The 22,652-nt window shown below is 69.7% G+C and carries 16 protein-coding genes; 3 read left to right on the forward strand and 13 right to left on the reverse strand.

What is annotated here, in order from left to right:
- Positions 1 to 129 precede the first annotated feature (129 nt).
- The 12 genes from MFF22_RS21510 to tssA all read right to left on the reverse strand — a co-directional run bounded on the left by MFF22_RS21510 (position 130) and on the right by tssA (position 15,761).
- A complete protein-coding gene (locus MFF22_RS21510) occupies positions 130 to 1,146 on the reverse strand; it encodes a serine/threonine-protein kinase (RefSeq protein ID WP_238252621.1) in 1,017 nt (338 codons plus the stop codon).
- Entirely contained in the window at positions 1,143 to 4,718 is a 3,576-nt protein-coding gene (gene tssM / locus MFF22_RS21515; RefSeq protein WP_238252622.1) for a type VI secretion system membrane subunit TssM, read from the reverse strand. The genes MFF22_RS21510 and tssM overlap by 4 nt, the downstream gene beginning before the upstream one ends.
- On the reverse strand, positions 4,715 to 5,740 hold the full coding sequence (icmH, locus tag MFF22_RS21520; protein ID WP_238252623.1) for a type IVB secretion system protein IcmH/DotU: 1,026 nt from the start codon (positions 5,738 to 5,740) through the stop codon (positions 4,715 to 4,717). Before icmH ends, tssM begins: the two co-directional genes overlap by 4 nt.
- Positions 5,737 to 7,056 carry a type VI secretion system baseplate subunit TssK gene (gene tssK, locus MFF22_RS21525; protein WP_238252626.1) on the reverse strand — a complete coding sequence of 440 codons (1,320 nt, stop codon included), beginning with the start codon at positions 7,054 to 7,056 and terminating at the stop codon, positions 5,737 to 5,739. The genes icmH and tssK overlap by 4 nt, the downstream gene beginning before the upstream one ends.
- A gap of 163 nt (positions 7,057 to 7,219) precedes the next feature.
- Positions 7,220 to 7,690 carry a type VI secretion system lipoprotein TssJ gene (tssJ, locus tag MFF22_RS21530; RefSeq protein WP_238252627.1) on the reverse strand — a complete coding sequence of 157 codons (471 nt, stop codon included), beginning with the start codon at positions 7,688 to 7,690 and terminating at the stop codon, positions 7,220 to 7,222.
- A gap of 43 nt (positions 7,691 to 7,733) precedes the next feature.
- The gene (locus MFF22_RS21535) at positions 7,734 to 8,681 is read right to left on the reverse strand and encodes an FHA domain-containing protein (protein WP_238252628.1); all 948 of its coding nucleotides are present in this window, start codon (positions 8,679 to 8,681) and stop codon (positions 7,734 to 7,736) included.
- Positions 8,682 to 8,766: 85 nt separating this feature from the next.
- Entirely contained in the window at positions 8,767 to 9,732 is a 966-nt protein-coding gene (gene tssG, locus MFF22_RS21540) for a type VI secretion system baseplate subunit TssG (RefSeq protein WP_238252629.1), read from the reverse strand.
- Complete coding sequence (tssF, locus tag MFF22_RS21545) at positions 9,729 to 11,474, reverse strand: type VI secretion system baseplate subunit TssF (RefSeq protein ID WP_238252630.1); 1,746 nt, start codon at positions 11,472 to 11,474, stop codon at positions 9,729 to 9,731. The genes tssG and tssF overlap by 4 nt, the downstream gene beginning before the upstream one ends.
- A gap of 57 nt (positions 11,475 to 11,531) precedes the next feature.
- On the reverse strand, positions 11,532 to 11,942 hold the full coding sequence (gene tssE / locus MFF22_RS21550; protein WP_238252631.1) for a type VI secretion system baseplate subunit TssE: 411 nt from the start codon (positions 11,940 to 11,942) through the stop codon (positions 11,532 to 11,534).
- Between the two features lie 75 nt (positions 11,943 to 12,017).
- Positions 12,018 to 13,502 carry a type VI secretion system contractile sheath large subunit gene (gene tssC / locus MFF22_RS21555; protein WP_238252633.1) on the reverse strand — a complete coding sequence of 495 codons (1,485 nt, stop codon included), beginning with the start codon at positions 13,500 to 13,502 and terminating at the stop codon, positions 12,018 to 12,020.
- Positions 13,503 to 13,619: 117 nt separating this feature from the next.
- Entirely contained in the window at positions 13,620 to 14,117 is a 498-nt protein-coding gene (gene tssB / locus MFF22_RS21560; protein ID WP_238252634.1) for a type VI secretion system contractile sheath small subunit, read from the reverse strand.
- 51 nt (positions 14,118 to 14,168) lie between these two features.
- Positions 14,169 to 15,761, reverse strand: coding sequence for a type VI secretion system protein TssA (tssA, locus tag MFF22_RS21565; RefSeq protein ID WP_238252635.1), 1,593 nt, complete (start codon positions 15,759 to 15,761; stop codon positions 14,169 to 14,171).
- A 424-nt stretch (positions 15,762 to 16,185) separates the two neighbouring features.
- On the opposite strand from tssA, the gene lexA reads away from it, so the two are divergent.
- Positions 16,186 to 16,932, forward strand: coding sequence for a transcriptional repressor LexA (lexA, locus tag MFF22_RS21570; protein ID WP_238252636.1), 747 nt, complete (start codon positions 16,186 to 16,188; stop codon positions 16,930 to 16,932).
- Positions 16,933 to 17,035: 103 nt separating this feature from the next.
- Here the strand turns inward: lexA and MFF22_RS21575 are convergent, their stop codons facing one another.
- On the reverse strand, positions 17,036 to 19,258 hold the full coding sequence (locus MFF22_RS21575) for a ComEC/Rec2 family competence protein (RefSeq protein WP_238252639.1): 2,223 nt from the start codon (positions 19,256 to 19,258) through the stop codon (positions 17,036 to 17,038).
- Between the two features lie 266 nt (positions 19,259 to 19,524).
- Here MFF22_RS21575 and gltX point away from each other — a divergent pair, with 266 nt between their 5' ends.
- Complete coding sequence (gene gltX / locus MFF22_RS21580; protein ID WP_238252637.1) at positions 19,525 to 20,952, forward strand: glutamate--tRNA ligase; 1,428 nt, start codon at positions 19,525 to 19,527, stop codon at positions 20,950 to 20,952.
- 206 nt (positions 20,953 to 21,158) lie between these two features.
- Positions 21,159 to 22,448: a citrate synthase gene (gene gltA / locus MFF22_RS21585; RefSeq protein ID WP_238252638.1), complete on the forward strand. Its 1,290-nt coding sequence runs from the start codon at positions 21,159 to 21,161 to the stop codon at positions 22,446 to 22,448.
- The last annotated feature ends 204 nt before the right edge of the window (positions 22,449 to 22,652 follow it).

Here is a 22,652-nt window from a genome sequence, read left to right on the forward strand (position 1 = left end):
GACGGCGCCGCGTCGTCTCCCGTAGCCCGGACCGGCCGGGCGATGCCGGGATCGCCCGGCCGTCGAGTGCCCGGTCTCTGCGCCGTGGGGCGCGCGCCGGCTCGGAACACTGACCCGTCGCGGCGGTGCCTAGGGCACCGGCCCCTGCGCGGCGGCGAGGCTCGGGGCGCTGGAGAGGACGAGGCCGCGCCAGCGGAGGGGGAGCGGGCTTGCCGCGGGCCCTCCTGCACGGAGCGAGGGGCGAAGCAAGGGACGAAGCAAAGGACGAAGACGGTCCAGCCGGCTCGGCCGCGCAAGATGCGCCGCGAAGGCCCCGATATCCGCGGGCCTCTGGGCGGGATCGCGGTGGAGACCCTGGCGGAGGACAGCCCATCGTGCGTCGTCGAAGACGGGCGGCCGCGCGGGCGCGGGGTCATCCTCTGCGGCGGGAGACCCGCCCGTAGGGTGATCGCCGGTCAGCAGGACATAGGCGAGGGTCGCCAGGGCGAAGACGTCATCGCGGGGATCCGGGGCGTGGCCGTCCAACAGGGAAGGAGAGGCGTAGGCGGGGGTGATCCCTCCGGCCTGCCCGGAGGCGACCTCCCCCGGCCCGAGGCCGGCGGCTGCGATCGGCCGCGCCGCGCCGAGATCGATCAGCTTGGCGCAGCCATCCCGGGTGAGGAAGACGTTTCCCGGCTTCACGTCGCCGTGGATCAACCCTGCCCGGTGGAGGGCGGCAAGGGCCGCCCCGATCTCACGGAGGAGGGACAGGGCCATGGGAAGGTCGAGGGCCCGGCAGGAGGGCCGGCGGAGGATCTGCGCCAGGGTCTCGCCGCGGAGCAGTTCCATGACGAGGAAGGGCCGGTGTCCATCGCTGCCGGCCTCGTAGGCCCGCACGATGTGGGGGTGGCGCAGGCCAAGCAGGCACCGGCCCTCCCGTCGCAACGACAGCGCCGCCTCCGGCTCGCCGGATTCGACGATCTTCACGGCGACCTCGAAGGGGGGTGACCCGGACCGCACCCGGTGGTGATCGAGGGTTCGGTAGACGGTGCCCACGCCGCCTTGCCCCACGATTCCCGCGAGGGCGAAACGCCCGGCCAGGAGCGGACCCGGGGCGGCGATGCCCGGACCGCCGGGGGGCCGGCGCTGGAGGCGCGGCCAGATCACAGGGCGTCCGGGCATCGGAAGGCGCGCAGGGCGCCGAGGTTGAAGGGGTTGTTCACGCTCGCCGCCCTGAGGCGGTAATTCGCGCTCGCGCCGTCATCGGCCTTCACCGTGATGCCGAAAACGTCGGACCCGCTGCGGGCCGAAAGCTCGGCCGTGTCGACGAAGCGCAGGAGGGCCCAGGCGCCGTCGCGCTCGATGCGGGTTTCCTTCCCGTCTAGATCGGTGAGCGACACCGCGACGGTGCTGGCATCGGTCCGGGTCGGCCAGTCGATGTCGTGGGCGCGGGTCGCCTCGTGCCGGTAGACGATGTCGCGGCCGTCGATCGTCAGGGTCGCGCGCATGAGGCGGGGATCGAGGAAGGACGGCTTCACGCTGAACTTCAGGGCCGGCGCCGAGCCCGTCCCGCCGAAGAAGGCGTTCCGGATGGCCCGGGCCCGGTGGAATTGCAGCAGCGCCTCCAGCCTCAGTGGCAGGGGCTCCCCGTCGAGCCTCACGGGCGCGAAGCCGTTCCGCTGTTCGACCACGAACGGCGCGAGATACTTCTTGAAGTACTCGTCCAGGATGCCGCCAGGGCGGAACATGTCGCTGAAATCGCGCAGCGAGACCTCCTCGCGGGCATCGGCGAAGAGGGGGTAGCGCTGGTCGAGGGCCGACAGGCATTGCGGCAGCACGTCCCGGCGCCACACGTCGTTGATGTGGTCGATCGCCTCCCCGATCACCGACGAGGTGCCGAGGGCGGCGACGCTGCGCAGGACCCCGCGCACGGGCTCCGGCCGCAGGGCCGAATCCGCCCGCAGGAGAGCGAGCCCGTCGGCGCCCGATCCACCCCGCTGGGTCACGATCCGAAAGGCCGCCTCATGCGGGTCCGGGGCGGTCGAGACCGCGCTCAAGGTGCTGTAAGCCCCGCCGAGCAGCTCGCGGATCCGGGCCATGGCCGCCTGTCCGCCCCCCGGGGGTGCGGTCAGCTCGGTGAGCGGCCGGAAAGGCGCCGCGATGGTGGTGCCGGGCCAGGGCCCTTCCCCCAGGGCCGACACCGCCGCAGCGTTGGCGGCGCTGGCCGCCGCCCCCGCGACGAGGCCCCCGGCGATCGTGCCCAGGGGCCCGGGCGTCGCGGCCGCGGCCGCTTGCCCGGCTTGGTCGCCAGGGAGGGGAAGGTCGGTATGGGTCCGCAGGAGGCCGATCAGGCGCTCCAGGGGTGAGTCGGGGCCGGCGAGGGCCTGGACCTCCGCCAGGGCCTGCTGACGGTCGGCGGCCGGGGAGAGGCGAACCGCGAGCACGGCGGTGCGCCACCGCCGGATGTACTCCGCCGCGTACCGGTCCATCACCTCCCGGGTCCCGGTCTGGACCAGCCCGTCGCCGGTGCCCTGCCCGGCGGTAACCCAGTCGATCCCCACCTCCTCCCGGATCAGCACGGGCAGGCGCGGGAGCACGAAAGTGTAGAAGGCCTCCCGGGTGAAGGCCTGGGGGATGACCGAGACCGCTTCGTTGCCGGGCCCCGTCGTGAACCTAAGGACCCCGGGGCCGACGGAGGTGGCGAGATCCACCGGCCGCAGCCTCGGATGGGTGGCAGCCTCCCGCAGCAGCCGGGCGTAGACCTGCTCGCTCCGCGGCGTCCGCATCAGCCGGCTGCGGGCCGCCTCCACGAGGCGCCAATCCAGGGGTGATGGCTTGGGCAGGAGGGTGATCAGGTCGTCGAGGTGGTGGTTCAGCCGGGCCGCGCCGTCTTGGTCCGCCGCGAAGGCGAGGCGTGCCTCGTCCCGGGCGGTGGCCCGGACGACGGACGCCTCGAACCGTTCCGGATCGCCCAGCATGAGGTAGCTGCGCAGCAGGGCACGCAACGCCTCGGCGTCGCCGCCCCGGAGCAGCAGGCCGGCGATGCGCTCGCCCAGCCGCTCCACGAAGACCGGATGAAGCCGCTCAAGGAGCAGGCGCCGCCGCAGGTCCTCGGCGGCCGGCACGAGGGACAGGGTCGCGCTCAGGCCGAGCCCGTCGAGGGCGGCGAGGATGTCCCCCCGGCCGCTCTCCGACCTGACAGCGTCGGCGGCCTGGAGGACGGGCAGCAGGGCCGCCGGCCCGACCTGCGCGGGGAGGTCGTGAAGTCGGGCCTGGACCTCGTCCAGGGCCTTGGAGGTCGCGGCGACTCGCGCCTCGCTCCGGGATTCGGCCGCCCACCACAGGGTCGCGAGCCCCACGACCGTGAGCGCCGCCGCCGCATAGCCGGCGTTCTGGATGAGGAGGAGCTTGCGTTCGAGCCTCCGGTCCACCCCCGCCAGACCCTGCTCGGCGAAGGCGACCTCAGTCAGGACGCGGGTGATGAAGTAGGCCCGGCTCGGCCCGGTCGGCGGCGAACGCCGGGGGTTCGGAAGGCCGAAGCCGCGCCCGAAGGCCGCCGCCGTCCGGTCGAGGGGCGCTCCCTGCTGCGTCGCGCTGGTGAAGTAGATTCCCCTTAGCCGTGTGGTCGCCTCGAAGCGGTTCGGCCGGAAGACGTCCTGGATGAAGCCCGCGAGGTCCTTCCCCAGGGCGGCAAATTCCTTGGGGAACAGGTAGATCTGTCCCCGGCGGGAGAGGTCGCGCTCGGCATGGGCCCGCTCGCGCAGGCCCGCCTCCAGGCGCTCGGCGAGGTCGTGGAAGAGGCGCTCGAAGGTCTCGGGCAGCCTCACCGCCGGATCCCCGTCGGCCGGGAACGTCATGCCCCAGACCTGGCTGCGAGCGGCCTCGTCCAGATCGTCGAAATACGCGGCGAAGCCCGGCATCAGGTCGCATTTCGAGACCACGAGGTAGACCGGCAGCCCGATCCCGGACGTCTTCGACAGCTCGTGGAGGCGTGCCCTCAGGGCCGTGACGTGGCGCCGGCGCTCGGGCTCATGCAGCAGGATGTCCCGGAGGCTGACGACCAGCAGCACGCCGTTCAGCGGCCGGCGGCTGCGGTGGGTCTTGAGGAGGTTGAGGAAACCGCGCCACTCGGCGCCGTCGACGCTGTCCTGGTCCTGGGTGACATAGCGTCCGGCCGTGTCGATCAGGACGGCCTGGTCGGCGAACCACCAGTCGCAGTGCCGGGTGGCGCCGAGCCCCGCCACCGGTTCCGCGCCGAGCCGGGGCGCCAGGGGGAAATCCAGGCCCGAATGGCGCAGAATCGCCGTCTTGCCCGATCCGGGCGGACCGATCACGGCATACCACGGCAATTCGAAAAGGTAGGCATCCCCCGACCGGCCGGGGAAGATCCTGTCCTTGAGGGTGGTGAGCGCCTCCTCGAAGCGCGCCCTCACGATCGACACCTCGTCGCCGCCGCGGGACTCCGCGCCGGCGGACAGCCCCTCGGCGTCCAGCAGCGACTTGATCATCCGGGCGTTGGCCCGGCGTGCCAGGGCCAGGCGCAGGAGCGAACCGCCGAAGAACAGGGTCAGGACGGCCGCCACCGTGCCCGCCCGGGCCCCGTCGCTCACGAGGGGCGCCCAGCCGAAGGCCGACAGGTGCGGGCCGCCATACACGATCACCGCGCAGAGGGCGGCGATGCCGGCAAGGGCCAGCAGGCCCCGCAGGGTGAGGAAGCCGAGAAGGTAGACGCGGATCACGGGCGCCTCCCCGTTGCCGAGGCCGCGTTCCCGATCGCCTGCATGCGTTCGACCACCGGCCCGACCGCCCCGGCCAGCCGGAAGCGCTCGTAGCTGTACAGGGCGACAAGGAGCAGGCCTGCCCCGGCGAAGACGATCCACAGGGGGAAATAGGTCCGCAGGGTGCCTTCCGCGTGGACCCCGCGCCATTCCCGCGACAGGGGCGCCGGCACCGGAGGAAGGTTCTGGCCGATCAGACGCCCGAGCTCGGCCGAGAGTCCGGCGAGACGCTCCCGCCCGTCATCGAGAACCCGGTGCACGCCCTCGAACCCTAGGAGCAGCACGAGGTCGATGAGCTTCAGCAGGGCGATATGGGTCCCCGGTTCGGCCTTCAGCCGGGCGAGGATCTCGAACACCTTCTCGCCACCCCAGGTTTCGTTGTGGAAGCGGTTGAGGAGGGAGTTCGTGCTCCAGTCGCTCGCGCTGCCCCAGGGGGCCTTCATCACGGTCTCGTCGATGAGCGAGCACAGGACGTAGCGGGCCGTGCGGATGTCCTCGGCGTTGGCGCCGAGGCGCGCCGCCTCGTCGTCGAACAGGTGGATGTGCGCGATTACCTCGCTCCGCAGCTGCGCCACGCCGGCCAGTTCGGTGGTCTCGTGGAGGAGCGCCACGAGGCTCAGAAGGGGCGCGGCCGCGGCGGCGAGGCTGTCGGCGGAACCCCGGGACACGGCCGGAAGAACGCCACCGACTCGGCCCTCGGCATTCCCATGCGGGCTCCTGTGGCCCGGCGGCTCGGATCGGGGCGTCCGTATCGCCTCCGGCTGCAGCGTCGCCGGCCACGATGGGGCTTTCGCCACGAACGCGGCTTCCCGGCGGGAATCCCAGATGTCCGGTTCCGGGACGCTGATCCCGGCATCCACCCGCGTGCGCGCCGGTGCCGGCGGAGCGGGGCGCCCCCTCCCCTCCTGTGGATGGGCCGATGACCGCCCCGTGGGCCGGTGGCCGATGAGGGTCGGCGGGTCGATGAAGGCCCTGTCCGTCATGGCCGCTGCCCCCGGATGGCCCAGAGTTCGAGGCGAAGGTCGGGGTATTCGCCGCTGACATGCAGGGCGATGGCGGCGGAGCGCGTCAGGCTGCGCCAGAGCTCGACGCCCTGATCGAGCTCGAAATAGACGGCCCGCTGCATGAACGGCAGCTCCCGGGGCGCCACCGGGAGGGCTTGGAGCGGGATGCCGGGCAATTGCAGGTTGACGAGATCCCGGATCGTCTCCACCGACCCGACCTTCGTCGAGATCGGCAGCTGGCTGCGGAGGATCTCGGGCGGAACGCTCGCCATGGCGATCAGGACGAAGCGCGCATCCTGGAAGAGCGTCCTGTCGCCGATGGTCGACAGGCTGATGCCGTGGCCCCGGTCCTGGAGCGGCAGGCCGACAGCGTTGCGCTCGATCACGATGGCGAGGAGCTGGCGCAGTTCGTCCAGCACCTGCCGGAAGGGCCTGTCGAGATCGAGATGGTCGTAGGGCGGGATGTCGGCCTTGTGGCGGCGGGAGGCCGAGAAGGTCGAGAGCATGCCCGCCAAAGTCACCGAGGCCCTGTAGACCTGCTCGGGATGCAGGCCCGGGAGGGTGGCGAAGTGGTCGAAGACCGCCTCCTGCCCGTTGACGATGGCCAGCACCATCAGGTCCACGAGGTGGGCGCTCTCCGTCCCGCCGGTGCCCAGGGTCGCCAGGGCCTCACCCCGGCTGTGCAGGAGGGAGCGGATCTCGTTGACGATCCTCACGAGGCGCGGCGAGACCCGGATGGTCAGGCAAGGGGGAATGTAGTGCTCGTCCAGCACCACTGCCCCCGACGCGTCGGTCTCGCGGATGCGGGCGATGGGCAGGGTGACGAGCCCATCCTCCGGCTCGCCCTCGAACAGCAGGCGGACGGCCAGTTCGGCCACCTCCACGCCCACAGGTTGCCGCTCGGGCGCGGTCTCGTCGCGAACCACCTGCTCGGTCCGCCGGTAGCGTCCGTGGGGGCCCGGGTCGCCGGTTCCGTCGCGCCGGCGCAGGCCCACGGCAAGCTTCACCGTGGCGTTGCTCAGCGTCGGCGGGACGGCCCTCGGCTCGATGGCGATGCCGGTCTCGGTGTCGATGACGGTTCCGTCGGGGAGGATCGCCGCGACGGCCTCGACGGCGACCTTGCCCAGGGGAAGCAGAGGTGTGCTCAAGGCGAGGTGGCGCAGGCCCCAGCCATAGACGCCCAGGGCGAAGAACCGCCCCTCCATCACGTGCTCGAACCAGCGGTCGTGCTGCTGGAAATGCTGCGGCCGCACCAGCATCCCTTCCGACCAGAGCGGCTTGCTGACGAGGGTCATCGCGCGGGGCTCCGCACGGCCCACGGCGCCGCGCCCGTGCGGGACGGCCGAAGGCCGGTGGCGAGGGTTCCGGCGAGCCCGGGGCGCTGGGACATGCGGGGGCAGCCCGGCAGGAAGGGGCGAGGCAAGGGACAAATCATGGGGCGGATCGGGGGGCGGCGCATCAGAACAGGCCGAACGTGCGACGGTCGCGCTGCCGTTCGATTTTGGCGGCGAGGGCGGTCACCGAGATCAGCAGAGCGTTGTCACTCTCCGGCTTGATGGCGACGACGGCGCGCCACTGCGCGACATCGATCTGCCGGAAGCCGGCGATGATGCCGACGTGCCGTACCTCCGCAGGAGCGTCGCGGGTATAGGCGCCCTTCTCCCCCGGCTTCATCTCGAATTCGCGCTTGGCGACGAGATCGGTCCCGAGCTTCGTGGTGTCGTGGTCCAGCAAGTCGAAGAAGCTCGCCTGCTCGAAGGCGGTCGGCGACTTCAGTTCGTAGATCCGCAGGACGATCGGCGAAGGGATTCCGCTCTCGTTGGGATTGATCTGCTCGTCCGCATTGATCGTGACGTTGAGGGGCGTCGTCGGCATGTCCGGGGCGGACGAACACCCGGCCAGGGCGGTGGCCGACGCGAAGCCCAGCATCAGATCCCGGCGGGACATGCGCCGGAGGGGGGGACGCTGTCGCTCATGCCGCTGCCTGTCCCATCATACCGGGAATCCCGGCCGGCTGTGGTCCGGCTTCAGCCCGCGCCAAGGCCCGATCGCCCGTATCGGGGGCAGAGGTCGGCGACGCAGGCCGGCGCCGCTCGGCGAAGGTCGCATCCCCATCGACCGCAGGAAGCGCGGCCATCAGGTCCCGCGCCGCGTCCCGCAGGGCATTTCCCAAGCCTGCCAACAACGCCTCTCGGACGGGCGGGGCGACCAGCGCGGGATCGATTCCAAGGGCTTCCCAGAAGACCTGCGCATCGCGGTCGCGAGCGAAGGCGGAGGCGGATGGGGCGTCCGAGGACGATGCCGTCGGTGCCGAAAGGGGATCCCGCCTGGACCAAGGCGAATACGCCATGAGCGACGCCAACGCCGCCCCGACCACGACGGGCGCCGGGGGATGGGCCGGCGCGGCGGCCGGTTCGTGGTCGGGGACATCGGCGGCGCCGGCATCCACGGGGGGCTTCTCGCCCCCGGCTTTCAGGGGATGCGCCAACCGCGGGGCGCCGAGGTCCCCGAAGTCGAACTCGTCCGGGATGAACGCCCGATCGGTCGGGCTTGCCGGTCCCATCGCGGGTCCTGCCCCTGCGGCATGCTCGGCCTCGTCGCGCAGGACCGTCACCGAGATCACGAACTCGGCAAGGTACAGCGTATCGCCGTCGCTAAGGGGCGCACTCTTGTACCGACCGAGCGGTGCATCGACCGTATTCAGATAAACGCCGTTGGTGCTCGTATCGGTGATTGCAAAGCCGTGGCCGTTATGCGATATCTGCGCGTGCATTGAGGACAGCGTCCTGGAGTGGTCGGGAATCGACAAGTCGCAGGCGGCGCTTCGCCCAATGGTGCCGCCGGACTCGTCGAAGACGTGAGTCAGGCCGAGCTCTGTGTCTCCGTCCTTAAGGCGGAGCACCAACAGATGCAGCTTCATCTCTTTCCCGGATTGTGTGTGCAGGCTCTCGCCTCGAGAGTGCTGCCAAGCGCGGCCGTACGCTTGGGCGGTGCGCATGACGATCTCATGACGGTTTGCCGGTCCCCACGACGAATTCCACCGGGCCTTCGCTGGTGGCCTTGAGCCAGCCCGACCAGCCGAGGCGACTTACCCCCAGGCGCATCGGCTGCGCCTCGCCTGGGGCCAGCACGAAGGCGATGTCCCATTCCAGCGGATCGCGGATCGAGAATCGGATGAGCTCGATCAGCCTGCGGTGATCCGGCCCGTCCGGCAGCAACCGATCGCATGCGGCAGCGGTCAGCGGGCCGAGGCGCAGGCGGAATTTGCCGAGGTTGTCCGGCATCGTTCTCCCCGCCACCGTCTCGACGCCCAGGCCCATCTCGGCCGCCCCGAGGCGCCACAGGGCGTCGTCGGGGATGCGGATCTCCCTGGGGATGAATTCCTCCACCGCGCAGGGATGGCCGAAATAGTGGCTGACGATCCGGGCCACCGAGGAGGCCGACCGGGTGGGGAGGGCCAGGAGCCCCGTATAGGGCAGCAGAAGCGTTCGCGACGGCGTGCCGTCACCACCCTCCCGGCCGACCTTGCCGAACAGGGCCGCCACCGCGTCGGTGATCGGGTCCGTGCCGCCGGCCCTGTATCGGTGCTGGTGCCGGTAGTGCTTCCAGATGCGGAAGAGCAGCGCGAGCAGGCGGTGATTGAAGAAATCGAGGAAGGCCCGCAGGGCGCCATCCTCCTGGGCGTGGACGATCCGCTCGGTCACGGCCGGGGGAAGGGGCGAGGACGGCCCGTGCAGGCCGAACAGGTTGGCCGTGACGATGACAGGCTCCCCCGGCCCGGCAGGCAGCGCGACCGCGGCGACCTCCTCCGCCGGGAAGGCCAGGGTCGGGTTTGCACGAAAGCGGACCCTCTCCCGTCGGGGCGCTCCGGTGGCACCCAGGCCTCCGGGCTGCGGATAGGCCCGCTCCAACCACAGGCAGAGCTCGTTGAACTGGATCGCGGCCGGATCGAGGGGGGCTGGCTCGCTCATCGGGAGGTCGCAGCGCCCCGGCGCGGTTTCCACCGGTACTCGATCCTGCCCTCGATGCCTTCGATCGCGAAACGATGCAGGCTGTTAAGGCCGGCATAGGCGGCGAAGAAGTGCTCCAGCACGGAGCCGAAGAGGTAGAGTTCGGCTTCGCCCCCGACCTTGCTCTCCGCCACGGACAACCGAAGGGTGCGGATGCGGACAGGCTGGCCGCGCAGCACCCCGTCCTCGACCCCGTGCGAGAAGCTTTCGATGGCCTCCAGCAGCAGTTCCAGCCTGTGCCGTGCTTGGGCGTCGTGCACGGCCCGGAAGTCGTAGCTCGCGATCAGGGTCCGCAGGGATTCCGCATCGGCCAGGGAGCCGAAGTTGCACGCGAGGTTGGAGATCAGGCGCCAGAGCAGGTTCTCGCCGATGGGCGGCGGGATGTGCGGCGTGACGGCCCGCAGGTTCGAGAAGGTGACCGTCGCCGGGGTTTCGGAAGTCGGCTGGTCGATGGCGCCGATGGCCAGGCGTTCGGCCAGGGGGCCGTTGGTGCAGGTCAGCGCCACCGAAACCACCTGGGCCGGCGGGGCGGCGGCCATGTCCCGGGAGGTAATGAAGGACAGGTAGTGATCGACCCCGCGGCCGACCACGGCCGGTTGAAGGCGCTCCCGGTAGAAGGGACGCATGCCGGCTTCGTCGGGCATATCGTGCCGGAAGGCTTCGAACGACTCGTACGCAATGCGCCTGCCCTCGCCCTGGATATGGCCCGTCACGGCCTCGATCGCATAGATCCCGGTCGCCGCGGGGCCGTGGGCGACGACCCTGTATTCGGTGCGCGACCGGTCGACCCGCAGGGGCTGCGCCTCATGGGGGAACAGGTTGACGACCGGGGTGCAGTTGATCCGCACATGCCCGCTGACCACCCGGATCTGGTCCGGGAAGGGCCGGGAGAAATGGAAGGCCAGGGTGACGCTCCGGCCGGACATGGCGGCGGCCCGTTCCAACCCTTCGACGTCGACGAACAGGAATTTGGCCGGGAAGGCGAGGTATTCCTGCAGCAGCCTGAACCCTGCGAAGGCATTCGCGGGATAGGGAATCACCGCCTCCGAATCGGCGAAGCCCACGGGGCGGACCGCCTCCGCAGGCAGGGTCAGACTCTCGCCGGACTCGCTCGTTACGGTGACCGATTGCAGGTACCGCGACAGGTGGAGCAGCAGCGAGCGGGAGACCTGGGGCTCCCGCTCCGCGTTGAAGAACAGCCGGAGCCGTCCGCCCTGGAGGGCCCGCAGGGTCGCGCGCCCCTTGGCCCTGAGGGACAAGGTCAGCCGGGCGGCGGTCGCTTGGTTCTCGCTCTCGGTATGCGACACGGTGAAGGGAAGCGCCTCGACCGGGTAGCAGGTGCGGAAGCGGCAGGTGACCCCATCGACAGGCCGCGACGCGAGGGCGGTGCCGCTGGGAATGCTCACGACGTCCGGGCCGCCGCCGGCCACGGAGAAGGCCACCACCGTCATGGGCGGGAGAGGCCGGAGGTAATGGGGCCAGACCAGCCGGATGAGCCCGTGGACAAGTTCCGGCATTTCGTCGTCGAGCTTCTGGCGCAGGCGGGCGACGGAGAAGGCGAAACCTTCGAGCAGGCGCTCGACATCCGGGTCGTTCGCCTCGCGCGCCAGGAAGCCCGCGAGCTTCGGGTTGGCCCGGGCGAACTCCTGCCCGAGCTCGCGAAGGTAGGACAACTCGTCCTGGTAATGGGCGTTAAGGGACATGTCCGGGGACTCGCGAAGCCGCGGGAGGTCGTGATCTCGAAGGGTCGGAGACGATCCTCAGAGGCGCAGGCGCATCTGCCGGTCGTCGCCGAGGACCGTCTCGAATCGCAGGGCCCTCCCCTCCTCCCCATCGTGGAGGAGGGCTGAGACCGTGAAGGCCAGCTCGCCGGGCATGCCCGGCAGCGTGGCGGGACGGACGACCACCGCGCTCAGGCGCGGCTCGAAGGACTCGATCTGCGCCTTCACCGCCCTGGCGATGGCCGGGACAGCTTCTGAGGTCTCCCCGGCGATCCCGTTCAGATCGGGGAGGCCGTAATCGAGCCGGGTCTGGCAGCATCCCTGCCGCCCGTTCAGGACGGTCCTGATATTTGCCAGGACGCTCTCCCGCAGGCCGGCACTCCGCGCGATGCCCGGCGGCGACGTGCCGTCGGCCCGCGCCGCCTCCAGCCTTTCGAACAGACTCGCCACGTTCACCTCGCCGGTCGCCGCCCGCTCACGCCCGCATCCGGCGAGGCGGGCGCACGCTGTCGCTGCCTGTCGCGGTCACTGCTTGTCGAGTTTCCCCCGCAGGGACAACGTGAAGTCGGCGCCCATATACTTGAAGTGGGGGACAACCGACATCGCGACCCGGTACCAGCCCGGTTCGCCCTCGACGTCTTCGACGATGATCTCCGCCTGACGCAGGGGACGACGGGCACGCACCTCCGGAGAGGGATTCTCTTGGTTGGCGATGTACTGGCTGATCCAGGTGTTGAGTTCGGCCTGCAGCTCCTCCCGGCTGGTCCATGAGCCGATGTTCTCGCGTTGCAGAACCTTGATGTAATGGGCGAGCCTGTTGATGATGAACATGTACGGGATTTGGGTCCCGAGCTTGTAGTTGAGTTCGGCTTGCTTCCCTTCGGTGCTGTTGCCGAAGAATTTCGGTTTCTGCACCGAGTTGGCCGAGAAGAAGGCGGCGTTGTCGCTGCCCTTGCGCATGGTCAGGGCGATGAAGCCCTGTTCCGCCAGCTCGAATTCCCGCCGGTCGGTGATCAGCACTTCCGTCGGGATCTTGGTTTGCAGTTGGCCCATCGATTCGAAATGGTGGGTCGGCAGATTCTCCACGGCGCCCCCCGACTGGGGACCGATGATGTTCGGGCACCAGCGATATTGGGCGAATGAGTCGGTCAGCCGGGTGGCGAAGGCGAAGGAGGCATTGCCCCAGAGGTAGTTGCCGCTCGCGCCGCCACTCGCCTCCTCATAGTTGAAGGACTTCACGGGGACGGAGTCCCGCCCGTAGGGCATCCGCAGGAGGAAGCGGGGCACCGTCAGGCCGAAATAGCGCGCATCCTCTGTCTCTCGGAACGAGTTCCATTTCGCGTAGCGTGGCCCCTCGAAGATCGAATCGAGATCCTTGAGGCCGGCAATCTCATCATAGCGCTCGACGCCGAACATGTCGGGCCCGGCGGCGGCGATCATCGGCGCATGGGAGATCGCTCCGACGCGGGCCATGAACTGCATCAGTTTCACGTCCTGCGGTGCCGCTGAGAAGGTGTAGTTCGCGATCACCGCACCGTAGGGCTTGCCGCCGAACTGGCCAAACTCCGCCGAGTAGATGTGCTTGTACAGGCCGGACTTGAACACCTCCGGGCTGTCCTCGAAGTCGTCGAGCAGCTCGCCCTTGGCGCAGTTCAGCATCTCGATCCGAATGTTCTGCCGGAAGTCGGTCCGGTCTACGAGGAACTTGAGACCTCGCCAGGCCGATTCGAGCTGCTGGAAGGTCTCGTTGTGGAGGATCTCATCGAGCTGCGCGGAAAGCTTGCCGTCGATGGCGGCGATCATCTGGTCGATGACCGCATTGTTGACCTTCTCGTCCTTCCGGGAGGACTGCATCAGCTCCGCGATGAAGGCGGACACGCCGCGGCGGGCGATGTCGTAGCCGTCGTCCTTCGGAGTGAGCTTGGTCTCGCCGATGATCTGATCGAGTAGCGATTCCTCGGTCGTGACGAGCGAACCGTCCTGGACGGTGACGACTTGCTGGGTGCTCATGGTCGGTCCTGTCGTACCCGGGAGCGGCCGCGACTCACTCGGCACGGGGGATGAGGTGAGAGGTGGGGCCCGCCGCGATCACCGGATGGCGGGCAGGCCCCGGACGGACAATCCGGATCAGCGCTCCGGCTCGCCGGAGCCGGTGAGTTCGGCGAGGAGCTTCTCCCGCGATCCCTGATCCTCGAGCACGTTCTGGATCGCCTTGCGGAAGGCCGGCACGTTGCCCAGCGGGCCCTTGAGGGCGATCAGCGCCTCGCGCAGCTCCAGCAGCTTGGCCAGTTCCGGCACCTGCCGCGCCACGGCCTCCGGCTCGAAATCCCTCAGCTTGGCGAAGGAGAGGCTCACCGGCATCGTCGCGGAGGAATCGTCCGCGAGCTTGTTGCCGACGGAGAGATCGAGCTTCAGGTCGTGGCCCCGGAGCACGTCGTCGAAATTGTCCTTGTTGATGTCGGTGAGGCCCCGCTCCTCGACCGGGCGGTCGTCCGGGCGGCCGGTGAAGTCCCCGAGCATCAGAAGCTTCAGGGGAAGCTCGACTTCCTCCTTGGCGTTGCCGGTTCCGGGCTTGAACTTGATGTTGACGCGCTCCTTGGGAGCGACGGACACTTCTTTCGACATGGGCGCGACATCTTCCTTCGGGGTGGGTGAAAGGCGGCGGCCGTCTCAGGCTCACCGGAACAGGTGCGAGGCGGTGGCGAGGTCGAGCCCCGCGAGGCGCCGCCGGGCCGCTTCGAGGCTCGTGCGGCGGCGGTCCTCGGCGATCAGCCGTGGCGCCTCCGCATGGGTCAGAGCCCGGACCCGCAGTTCCGCCACCTCGGCGGCCAGGGCGGGTTCCCAGATCTCGAGGGCGTGCGCGTCCAGCAGCTGATCCATGTGGTCGAGGAGGGGGATCGCCGTGGCGATCAACCCCATGTCGAGGCAGAGACGCACCTGGAGGATCTGGCGCACGAAGCGGTTGCGCCCGGTGACGTCGCCCTTGGTCATCCCGGCGAGGAGCTTGACGGCCTCCTGCCCCCGCCCTGCGGCCACGAGGGATCTCGCCTCCGCCTGGGTCCGGTCGAGCGCATCGACCGGGCCGCCCGCAGGCGCCGATCCCATCTCGGCGAGCCAGTCCCGGGTCTCCGGACCGATGAAGGGAGATCCGTCGGCGAAGGCGAAGTCCGCAAGGTCGGGGAAGCGCCGTAGGAGCAGGCTCACCATGCCGCCGACCATCGCCTGCGCGTCGGCGTAATCCGCGCCCATTTCGCCGAGGGTCCTGGCAGAGAGGCGATGCCCTTCGAACCAGAACGGTGCCGTCCAGACCATGGCTTCGAGGGCCTGCAGCGCCTCGAGCTTCCGGCCCGCAGCGATCAGGGCCCGAACCGCCTCGGCCTCCGCAGCCGGCGGCATCGCCACGGTCCGGCCGCCGGCATGGGGAGGCAGCCTGTGCAGCCGCCCCCACGAGGCGACCCGCGACAGGGCATAGGCAAGCGAATCGGCCGTGTTGCCCGCGAGGAGCCCTGCCGACCAATCCCGCAGCGTTTCGGGCAAGTGTCCGACAGCAGCGGGGTCGAACGCGGCGTTGCCTGGCGCCGGGGCGGGCCGGCTCGCGTCCGGAACCGCGGCCGGGGCCGCTTCCGCCACCCTGTGAGCTTCCTCGTCGGTCGGCAGCGATGCGGCAAGAGCCGCCGCCTCTTCCGCCTCGCGGCGTTCGCGCTCCCGATGCGCCGCGCGGATCGCCTCGACATGAACCCTGAGGGCCCGCGACAGGTGCCCGAATTCCGGCCGGAATTTCGGCTGCCGGTCGCCCGCCAACTCCTCGATCTCGCCGAGCATCTGATAGGCGTAAAGGACCGCCTCGTCCTCGTCCTCGTCGGGCCCTTGCTCGCAGAGGGTCGCCGAGCGGTCGGCGAACCATTCCAGCGCCCGCGCCCTTGCCCGTTCACGGGCGGGGGGCGGCTGCATCCCGTCCCAATGCGCTTCCATCATCCCGCGGACCAGGCCGAGCCCGGTGGCGAGGCCGCGATACTGTTCCAGCCGATGCAGGGCGTGGGTAAGCCAGCAGGCGACGAGCAGATCCTTCCCCCGGGACTCGAGAAGGAAAGCGGAGAGGCGGACGACGTCGCCCCATTCGACGCCTCCGGGCCCTTCGGTCTCGAGCCTCCCGATCTCCGCTTCCAGCGCATCGAATTCCGGCGACTGGCGCGGATCCGAAGCCTGGGCCGGAATCGCCGCGCCGACCGCGATTCGCGAATCGAAAAACGAGATTGAAGAACCAGTCATCACGTTCCTTCGCCGCGTGCTCAGACACCTCACGACCCGTGGCGGAACGCTCATGCCGTCGGTTCTTGAAGGTTCTATGACTATTTCAGGTAATCATGCAATCTCTATTTGTATTCAATAAGATTTTTGCCAGATATTATAGCATCATTTTGAAATATTTGCGTGAATATGACGAAAAATATCTTCGAATGACGAGTGAATCAATCGTCAATTCGGGAATTGATACGATCCAATATTCCGGATCAGATAGATTGATTAGCTACGCGGGCAGCCGGATGGAGCCTGTGGGCGGGAGCGGTCACTTCCGCCCACCGTCCGCCCGCCCCGAAAGGCCAAGCTCGGGCCTTGCAGAACACTTGCGGAACGCTTAACGTGTTCGCGATTTGTTTCAGTGCGCCCGCCTTCATTCCGCGAGACCCGATCAATGCTCACGCGCAAGCAGTTGGACCTTCTGCGCTTCATCCAGCAGCGGATGCAGGAATGCGGCGTGCCGCCCTCGTTCGACGAGATGAAGGATGCCCTCGACCTCAAATCGAAATCCGGCATCCACAGGCTGATCACGGCCCTCGAGGAGCGCGGCTTCCTCCGCCGGCTGCCCAACCGGGCCAGGGCGATCGAGGTGATTCGCCTTCCGGATGCCCTGGGCCGCAGCGCCGAGGCTGCCGAAGCCGCCGCCGCATCTGCGCCCGAGCCGCGGCGCTTCACGCCGAGCGTGGTGGAAGGTGGGCTAGCGAAACTGCCGCCAGCCGCACCTGCTCCGGCCCAGCCTCGGACTTTCGAGGAATTCCGCGGCGTCTCGATCCCGGTCATGGGCCGGATCGCCGCCGGCACGCCCATCGCCGCGATCCAGAACCAGAGCCACACCGTCACCATGTCGCCGGACTTCCTGGCCGGCGGTGAGCACTATGCCCTGGAGGTCCGGGGCGATTCGATGGTCGATGCCGGCATCCTGGACGGTGACCTCGTGGTCATTCGCAAGCAGGAAACGGCCAATACCGGCGACATCATCGTGGCGCTGATCGACGATGAGGAAGCCACCCTGAAGCGGTTGCGGCGCCGGGGGTCCTCCATCGCCCTCGAAGCCGCCAACCCGGCCTACGAGACCCGGGTTCTCGGGCCGGACCGGGTGCGGATCCAGGGGCGGCTCGTCAGCCTCGTCCGGCGCTACTGACACGGCGGGTACGGCCAGACGGCGGACGAACTCCGGACGGGAAGCCGCTTGAACCGTCTGCAGCCATTCCAGGATCGTGGACAGCGGACGACGTCTTCAGCCGCTAGAAGGGCGCGTGCGACGGCTCGGGTTCCGGCTCCGGGACGGGCTCCTCCGCGCCGGCCGCCCGTGCGGCAGTCCCCGGCGGCGGGGTACGCCAGGGCGGGGCGCGCCCGTCCGCACGGGCGTAGCTCTCGGTGACCCCTCCCGGTTCGACGCGAAGGGCGGCGGCCCCGAAGGCCGACAGGCGGCGGCGGTCGATGATCACCGGTGCGGCGCAGTTCGGTGGGGCGGTCAGGGCGCTGATGAGAATGGCAGCGCGGGCGCAATCCTCGGGAAAGGCGCGGGCGTCCCTGACCAGGGCGATGGCCCGGCCGTCGGGCAGCGAGGCGGCGCAACCGAGGCGGTCGCAACGGCCCGCGGGCGATGCGGCCAGGAGCACGGCGGCCCGCCGGCCGTCGCCGTCGGCCTTCAGCCATTGCTCCAGCTCGAAGGCGGGGGGCTTGCCGAGCACCGCGAGCCGTCCATCCGCCCCGCGGAGGGCCGCTCCGGTACCCTGGCGATCGACATAGAGACTCTGCCGATCAGGGAAGGCGGCGAAGGCGAGGCCTGCGAGGGCGGGCACCAGGGCGATGCGGCGCAGGCCGGTGACGGGCAGCGTCCCCAGCAGTAGCGCCGACGCGAGCAGGAGCAATGCCCCGGTTCCGAAGGCGGGAACGACGATGACGGAGCGCTCGAAGCCGGCGATCCATTCGGAGATGGCGAGCATCCCCGCCACCGCCTGCCCCATGATCCACCAGATCGGCCTGTCGAGGGCGAAGGGGTAGGCCAGGGTGCCCAGCACGGCGCAGGGCATCACCACCAGGGAGACGAGGGGCAGGGTCAGGGCGTTGCCGAGGACGCCGAAGGGCTGCACCGTCTGGAAGTGATAGGTCGCGAAGGGGGCGGTCGCGATCTGGGCGACGAGGGTGGTGGCCAGGGTGGCGACGATTCCCCGGGCGACGAACCCGGCCCCGCGGGCGAGGCGGCCCGCGCCGGGCATCGCGAAAAGACGTCCGTCGATGAGGCGGGCGCAGGCGATGAGGCCGGCCACCGCCCCGAAGGACATCTGGAAGCTCGGGCCCAGGAGGGCCTCCGGCTCCCGGGCGAGGCCGATGAGGGCGGCGAGGGCGAGGTTGCGCATGGAGAGAGCCGGCCGGTCCACGAGGATCGCCCCGACCATGATCAGCGTCATGACGAGGCTGCGTTCGGCGGCAATGTCCCAGCCCGAGAAGGCGCAATAGGCGCTCACGCTCACCATGGCGCAGGCGGCGGCGATCTTCTTCACGGGCCAGAACACGGCGCAGCGGGGTGCGAGCGCTAGGGCCGCTCGGATGATCCAGAACACGACGCCGGCCGCGAGAACCATGTGCAGCCCGGAGATCGAGACGACGTGATAGATGCCGGCCGCCCGCAGGGCGTCGTTGGCGGGGCCGCCGATCAGCCCGCGCTTGCCCGTGACGAGGGCGGCGGCCACGGCCCCGGGCTGACCGCCATAGCCGTCGGCGATCCGACGGGTGAGGGCGTTGCGGGCATCGTCGAGGGCCGCGGCGAGGCGCAGGCTGAGGGGTGGGTCGGAGGCGGGCCGCACCGTGATCGTCCCCACGAGGGAGCCGACCGCGCCGATCCCCTGGAAGTACGCGTCCCGGGCGAAATCGTAGCCCCCGGGTCGGGCCGCCTCCGGCGGAGGCAGGAGCCGGGCCGTGGCGCTCAGGCCGTCGCCGGGCTTCAGCGGTGTCGCCTTGCGGTAAGACACCCGGACCCGCAGGGGCAGTGTCTCGCGCGGCAGGGTGCCGAGGGTCTCGACGCGCACGATCAGCCGGGCCCCTTCCTCCCGCTCGTCGAGGGATTCGATCACTCCCGTCAGGGGGGCGACCACGGTCCGTGACAGGACGGGTGCGGCGACCCGCTCGACCCGCCACGCCGCCGCGGCGAAACCCAGACAGGCGAAGCCGCATCCGAGGGCCAGGGCCAGGGACCAGGGACGGGCACCCATGCGCGTGGCGAGGGCGAGGCAGGCCGCCCCGGCCCCCAGGGGCGCCGGAAGCCACGGGCGTCCGTCCGCTGCGGCGAAGAACACGAGGATGCCTGCTCCGAAGGCGACGGCGAGCCAGGGGAACAGCCGCCGCTGTTCGGCCTCGCGGGCCAGGGCGCGGAGGAACGGACCGCGCAGGTCGGCGAGCGCCCGGTTAGGGACGCGCGCGAGGGCGGCCACGCCCCCTGCTGTCCCTGCGCCGATCCGCTGCATCCCCACCGCCCGCGATTCCGCCCACGATGCCGCAGGCGTCCGACCGTCCTTAGCGTGACGCAGGGCGCCCGTGACAGCCTCCTGCCGGGTTTGCGCCGTTCTCACCCCCAGGGCACTTGACCCGGGGACGGAGAGATGCCCTGTCCCCCGGGAGCGATCCGCACCCGACGACGACGCGAGGGCGGAACGATCGTCGCTCGCCCCGTTTTCCACCGCAATCCGGGTCCCGGCCGCCGCCGGCCCCTTCGCCAGTCCGAATTGAAGAGATGTCGTCAGCCGTCGTCACGCGCTTCGCCCCCTCCCCCACCGGCTTCCTCCACATCGGCGGGGCGCGCACCGCCCTGTTCAACTGGTTGTATGCGCGCCATCACGGCGGGCGGATGCTGCTGCGCATTGAGGATACCGACCGGGAACGGTCGACCAAGGCGGCCATCGACGCGATCCTGGAGGGGCTGACCTGGCTTGGCCTCGACTGGGACGGGGACGTGGTGTTCCAGTTCGCCCGGGCCGCGCGCCACCGGGAGGTGGTGGAGGGTCTGCTGGCGGCGGGTCGTGCCTATCGCTGCTACGCTACCCAGGACGAGCTGACCCAGATGCGGGAGCAGGCCCGGGCCGAGGGGCGGCCCCTGCGCTACGATGGGCGCTGGCGCGACCGCGACCCGGCGGAGGCGCCGGAGGGCGTGAAGCCGGTGATCCGCCTCAGGGCGCCCTCCGAGGGCGAGACGGTGGTGGACGACGCGGTACAGGGCCGCGTCACCTGGGCCAACCGCGACCTCGACGACCTCGTCCTGCTCCGCTCGGACGGGACGCCGACCTACATGCTCGCCGTGGTGGTGGACGACCACGACATGGGCGTCACGCAGATCATCCGCGGCGACGACCACCTCACCAACGCAGCCCGGCAGAGCCAGATCTTCGCGGCGCTGGGCTGGGAGGTGCCGCGGATGGCGCATATCCCGCTGATCCACGGGGCCGACGGGGCGAAACTCTCGAAGCGCCACGGGGCGCTCGGCGTCGAGGCCTACCGCGACCTCGGCTACCTGCCCGAGGCCCTGCGCAACTACCTCGTCCGGCTCGGTTGGAGCCACGGTGACCAGGAGGTCTTCTCGACGGAGGAGATGGTCGCGGCCTTCGACCTCGGCGCCGTGGGCCGCTCGGCCGCCCGGTTCGACTTCGCCAAGCTCGCCAACCTCAACGGGCTCTACATCCGCCAGAGCGCCGATGCCGACCTCGTGGCCGCCATCGAGAAGATCCTCCCGCATGTCGGCCCGGAGCGCGGCATCCCCGTTCCGCTTTCCGACGACCTCAGGGACAAGCTGACCCTGGCGATGCCGGGGCTCAAGGAGCGAGCCAAGACCCTGATCGAGCTCCTCGACAGCGCCTACTACCTCTATGCCGCGCGGCCCCTGGCGCCGGACGACAAGGCCCGTGCCCTCCTCTCCGACGAGGGCCGTGCCCGGATCGCGGCGGTGCGTCCCGCCCTTGAAGCCCTGCCCGACTGGAGCGCGGCGGCCACCGAGGGAGCCGTGCGGCAGTATGCCGAGGGCGCGGGGTGCAAGCTCGGACAGGTCGCGCAGCCCCTGCGCGCGGCCTTGACCGGACGGACCACCTCCCCGCCCCTCTTCGACGTGATGGCGGTCCTCGGCCGCACCGAGTGCCTCGCGCGGCTCGGCGATCAGATCCCGCAGGGCTGAGGCACGGAACGGAGGGGCCGGAACGGCCCGGTTTTCGCGTTGCGGCGGGCGGGCTTTGTCATCCGCCCCGTTGCCGCTGCACTGCCGTTCGGCTAACCGGAGGTTCTGTGAGCAACCGCAAAAAGCGCGGTGCGCTCGTCAGTCCGGGGTCGCCTCGGGGGAGCGGGTCCGGCCTCGTCACGTCCCATCAGAAGGGTCCACGTCCCATGAGCGCTACCAGCACCATTACCGTGGACGGAAAGCAGATCGAATTGCCGGTGAAATCCGGCACGATCGGGCCGGATGTCGTCGATATTAGCAAGCTCTACGCGCAGACGGGGGCCTTCACCTTCGATCCCGGCTTCACCTCGACGGCCTCCTGCGAATCGAAGATCACCTACATCGACGGCGACGAGGGCGTGCTGCTCTACCGCGGCTACCCGATCGAGCAGCTCGCCGAGCAGGGCGACTTCCTCGAGACCTGCTACCTCATGCTGTTCGGCGCCCTGCCGACCGAGGCGCAGAAGGCCGATTTCGATTACCGCGTCACGCGCCACACCATGGTGCACGACCAGATGAACCGGTTCTTCACCGGCTTCCGCCGCGATGCACACCCGATGGCGGTGATGGTCGCCTCCGTGGGCGCCCTCTCCGCCTTCTACCACGACTCGACGGACATCACCGACGAGAACCAGCGGATGATCGCGTCCATCCGCATGATCGCCAAGATGCCGACTCTCGCGGCGATGGCGTACAAGTATTCGATCGGCCAGCCCTTCGTCTATCCGAAGAACGACCTCGATTACACGTCCAACTTCCTTCGGATGTGCTACGCGGTTCCGTGTGAGGAGTACGAGGTCAACCCGGTCTTCGCCAAGGCGCTCGACAAGATCTTCATCCTGCACGCCGACCACGAACAGAACGCCTCGACCTCGACGGTGCGTCTGGCGGGCTCCTCCGGTGCCAACCCCTTCGCCTGCATCGCGGCCGGCATCGCCTGCCTGTGGGGCCCCGCCCACGGGGGCGCCAACGAGGCGGCCCTCAAGATGCTGATGGAGATCGGCAAGCCGGAGAACGTCGGCAAATACGTCGCCAAGGCCAAGGACAAGAACGACCCGTTCCGCCTGATGGGCTTCGGCCACCGCGTCTACAAGAACTACGACCCCCGCGCCCGCCTGATGCAAAAGGTGACGCACGAGGTGCTGAAGGAACTCGGCCACCAGGACGACCCGCTGCTCGAGGTGGCGGTGCAGCTGGAGCAGATCGCGCTCAAGGACGAGTACTTCATCGAGAAGAAGCTCTACCCGAACATCGATTTCTACTCGGGCATCACCCTGAAGGCGATGGGCTTCCCCACCGACATGTTCACGGTGCTGTTCGCCGTGGCCCGCACGGTCGGCTGGATCGCCCAGTGGGCCGAGATGATCGAGGATCCGCAGCAGAAGATCGGGCGCCCGCGCCAGCTCTATGTCGGCCCGGCGAAGCGGGATTACGTGCCCCTCAACACCCGCGGCTGACCGCATCTTCACGCGTTCGACGACGGAAGGCGGCCCCCGGGCCGCCTTTCGTGTTTTGGGTCCCCCTTCCGTGACGGCGCGTGCCCCCAGGCCGGCGGCTCTCTTCGCTGTCATCGCGAGGCGAAGCCGAAGCAATCCAGAGCGCGACGTCTCCGGACGAGGCAGCGCCGACTGGATTGCTTCGCGGCGCTCGCAATGACGGCG

The sequence above is a fragment of the Methylobacterium persicinum genome, from assembly GCF_022179525.1.
GTDB classification, from domain to species: Bacteria; Pseudomonadota; Alphaproteobacteria; order Rhizobiales; family Beijerinckiaceae; genus Methylobacterium; species Methylobacterium persicinum.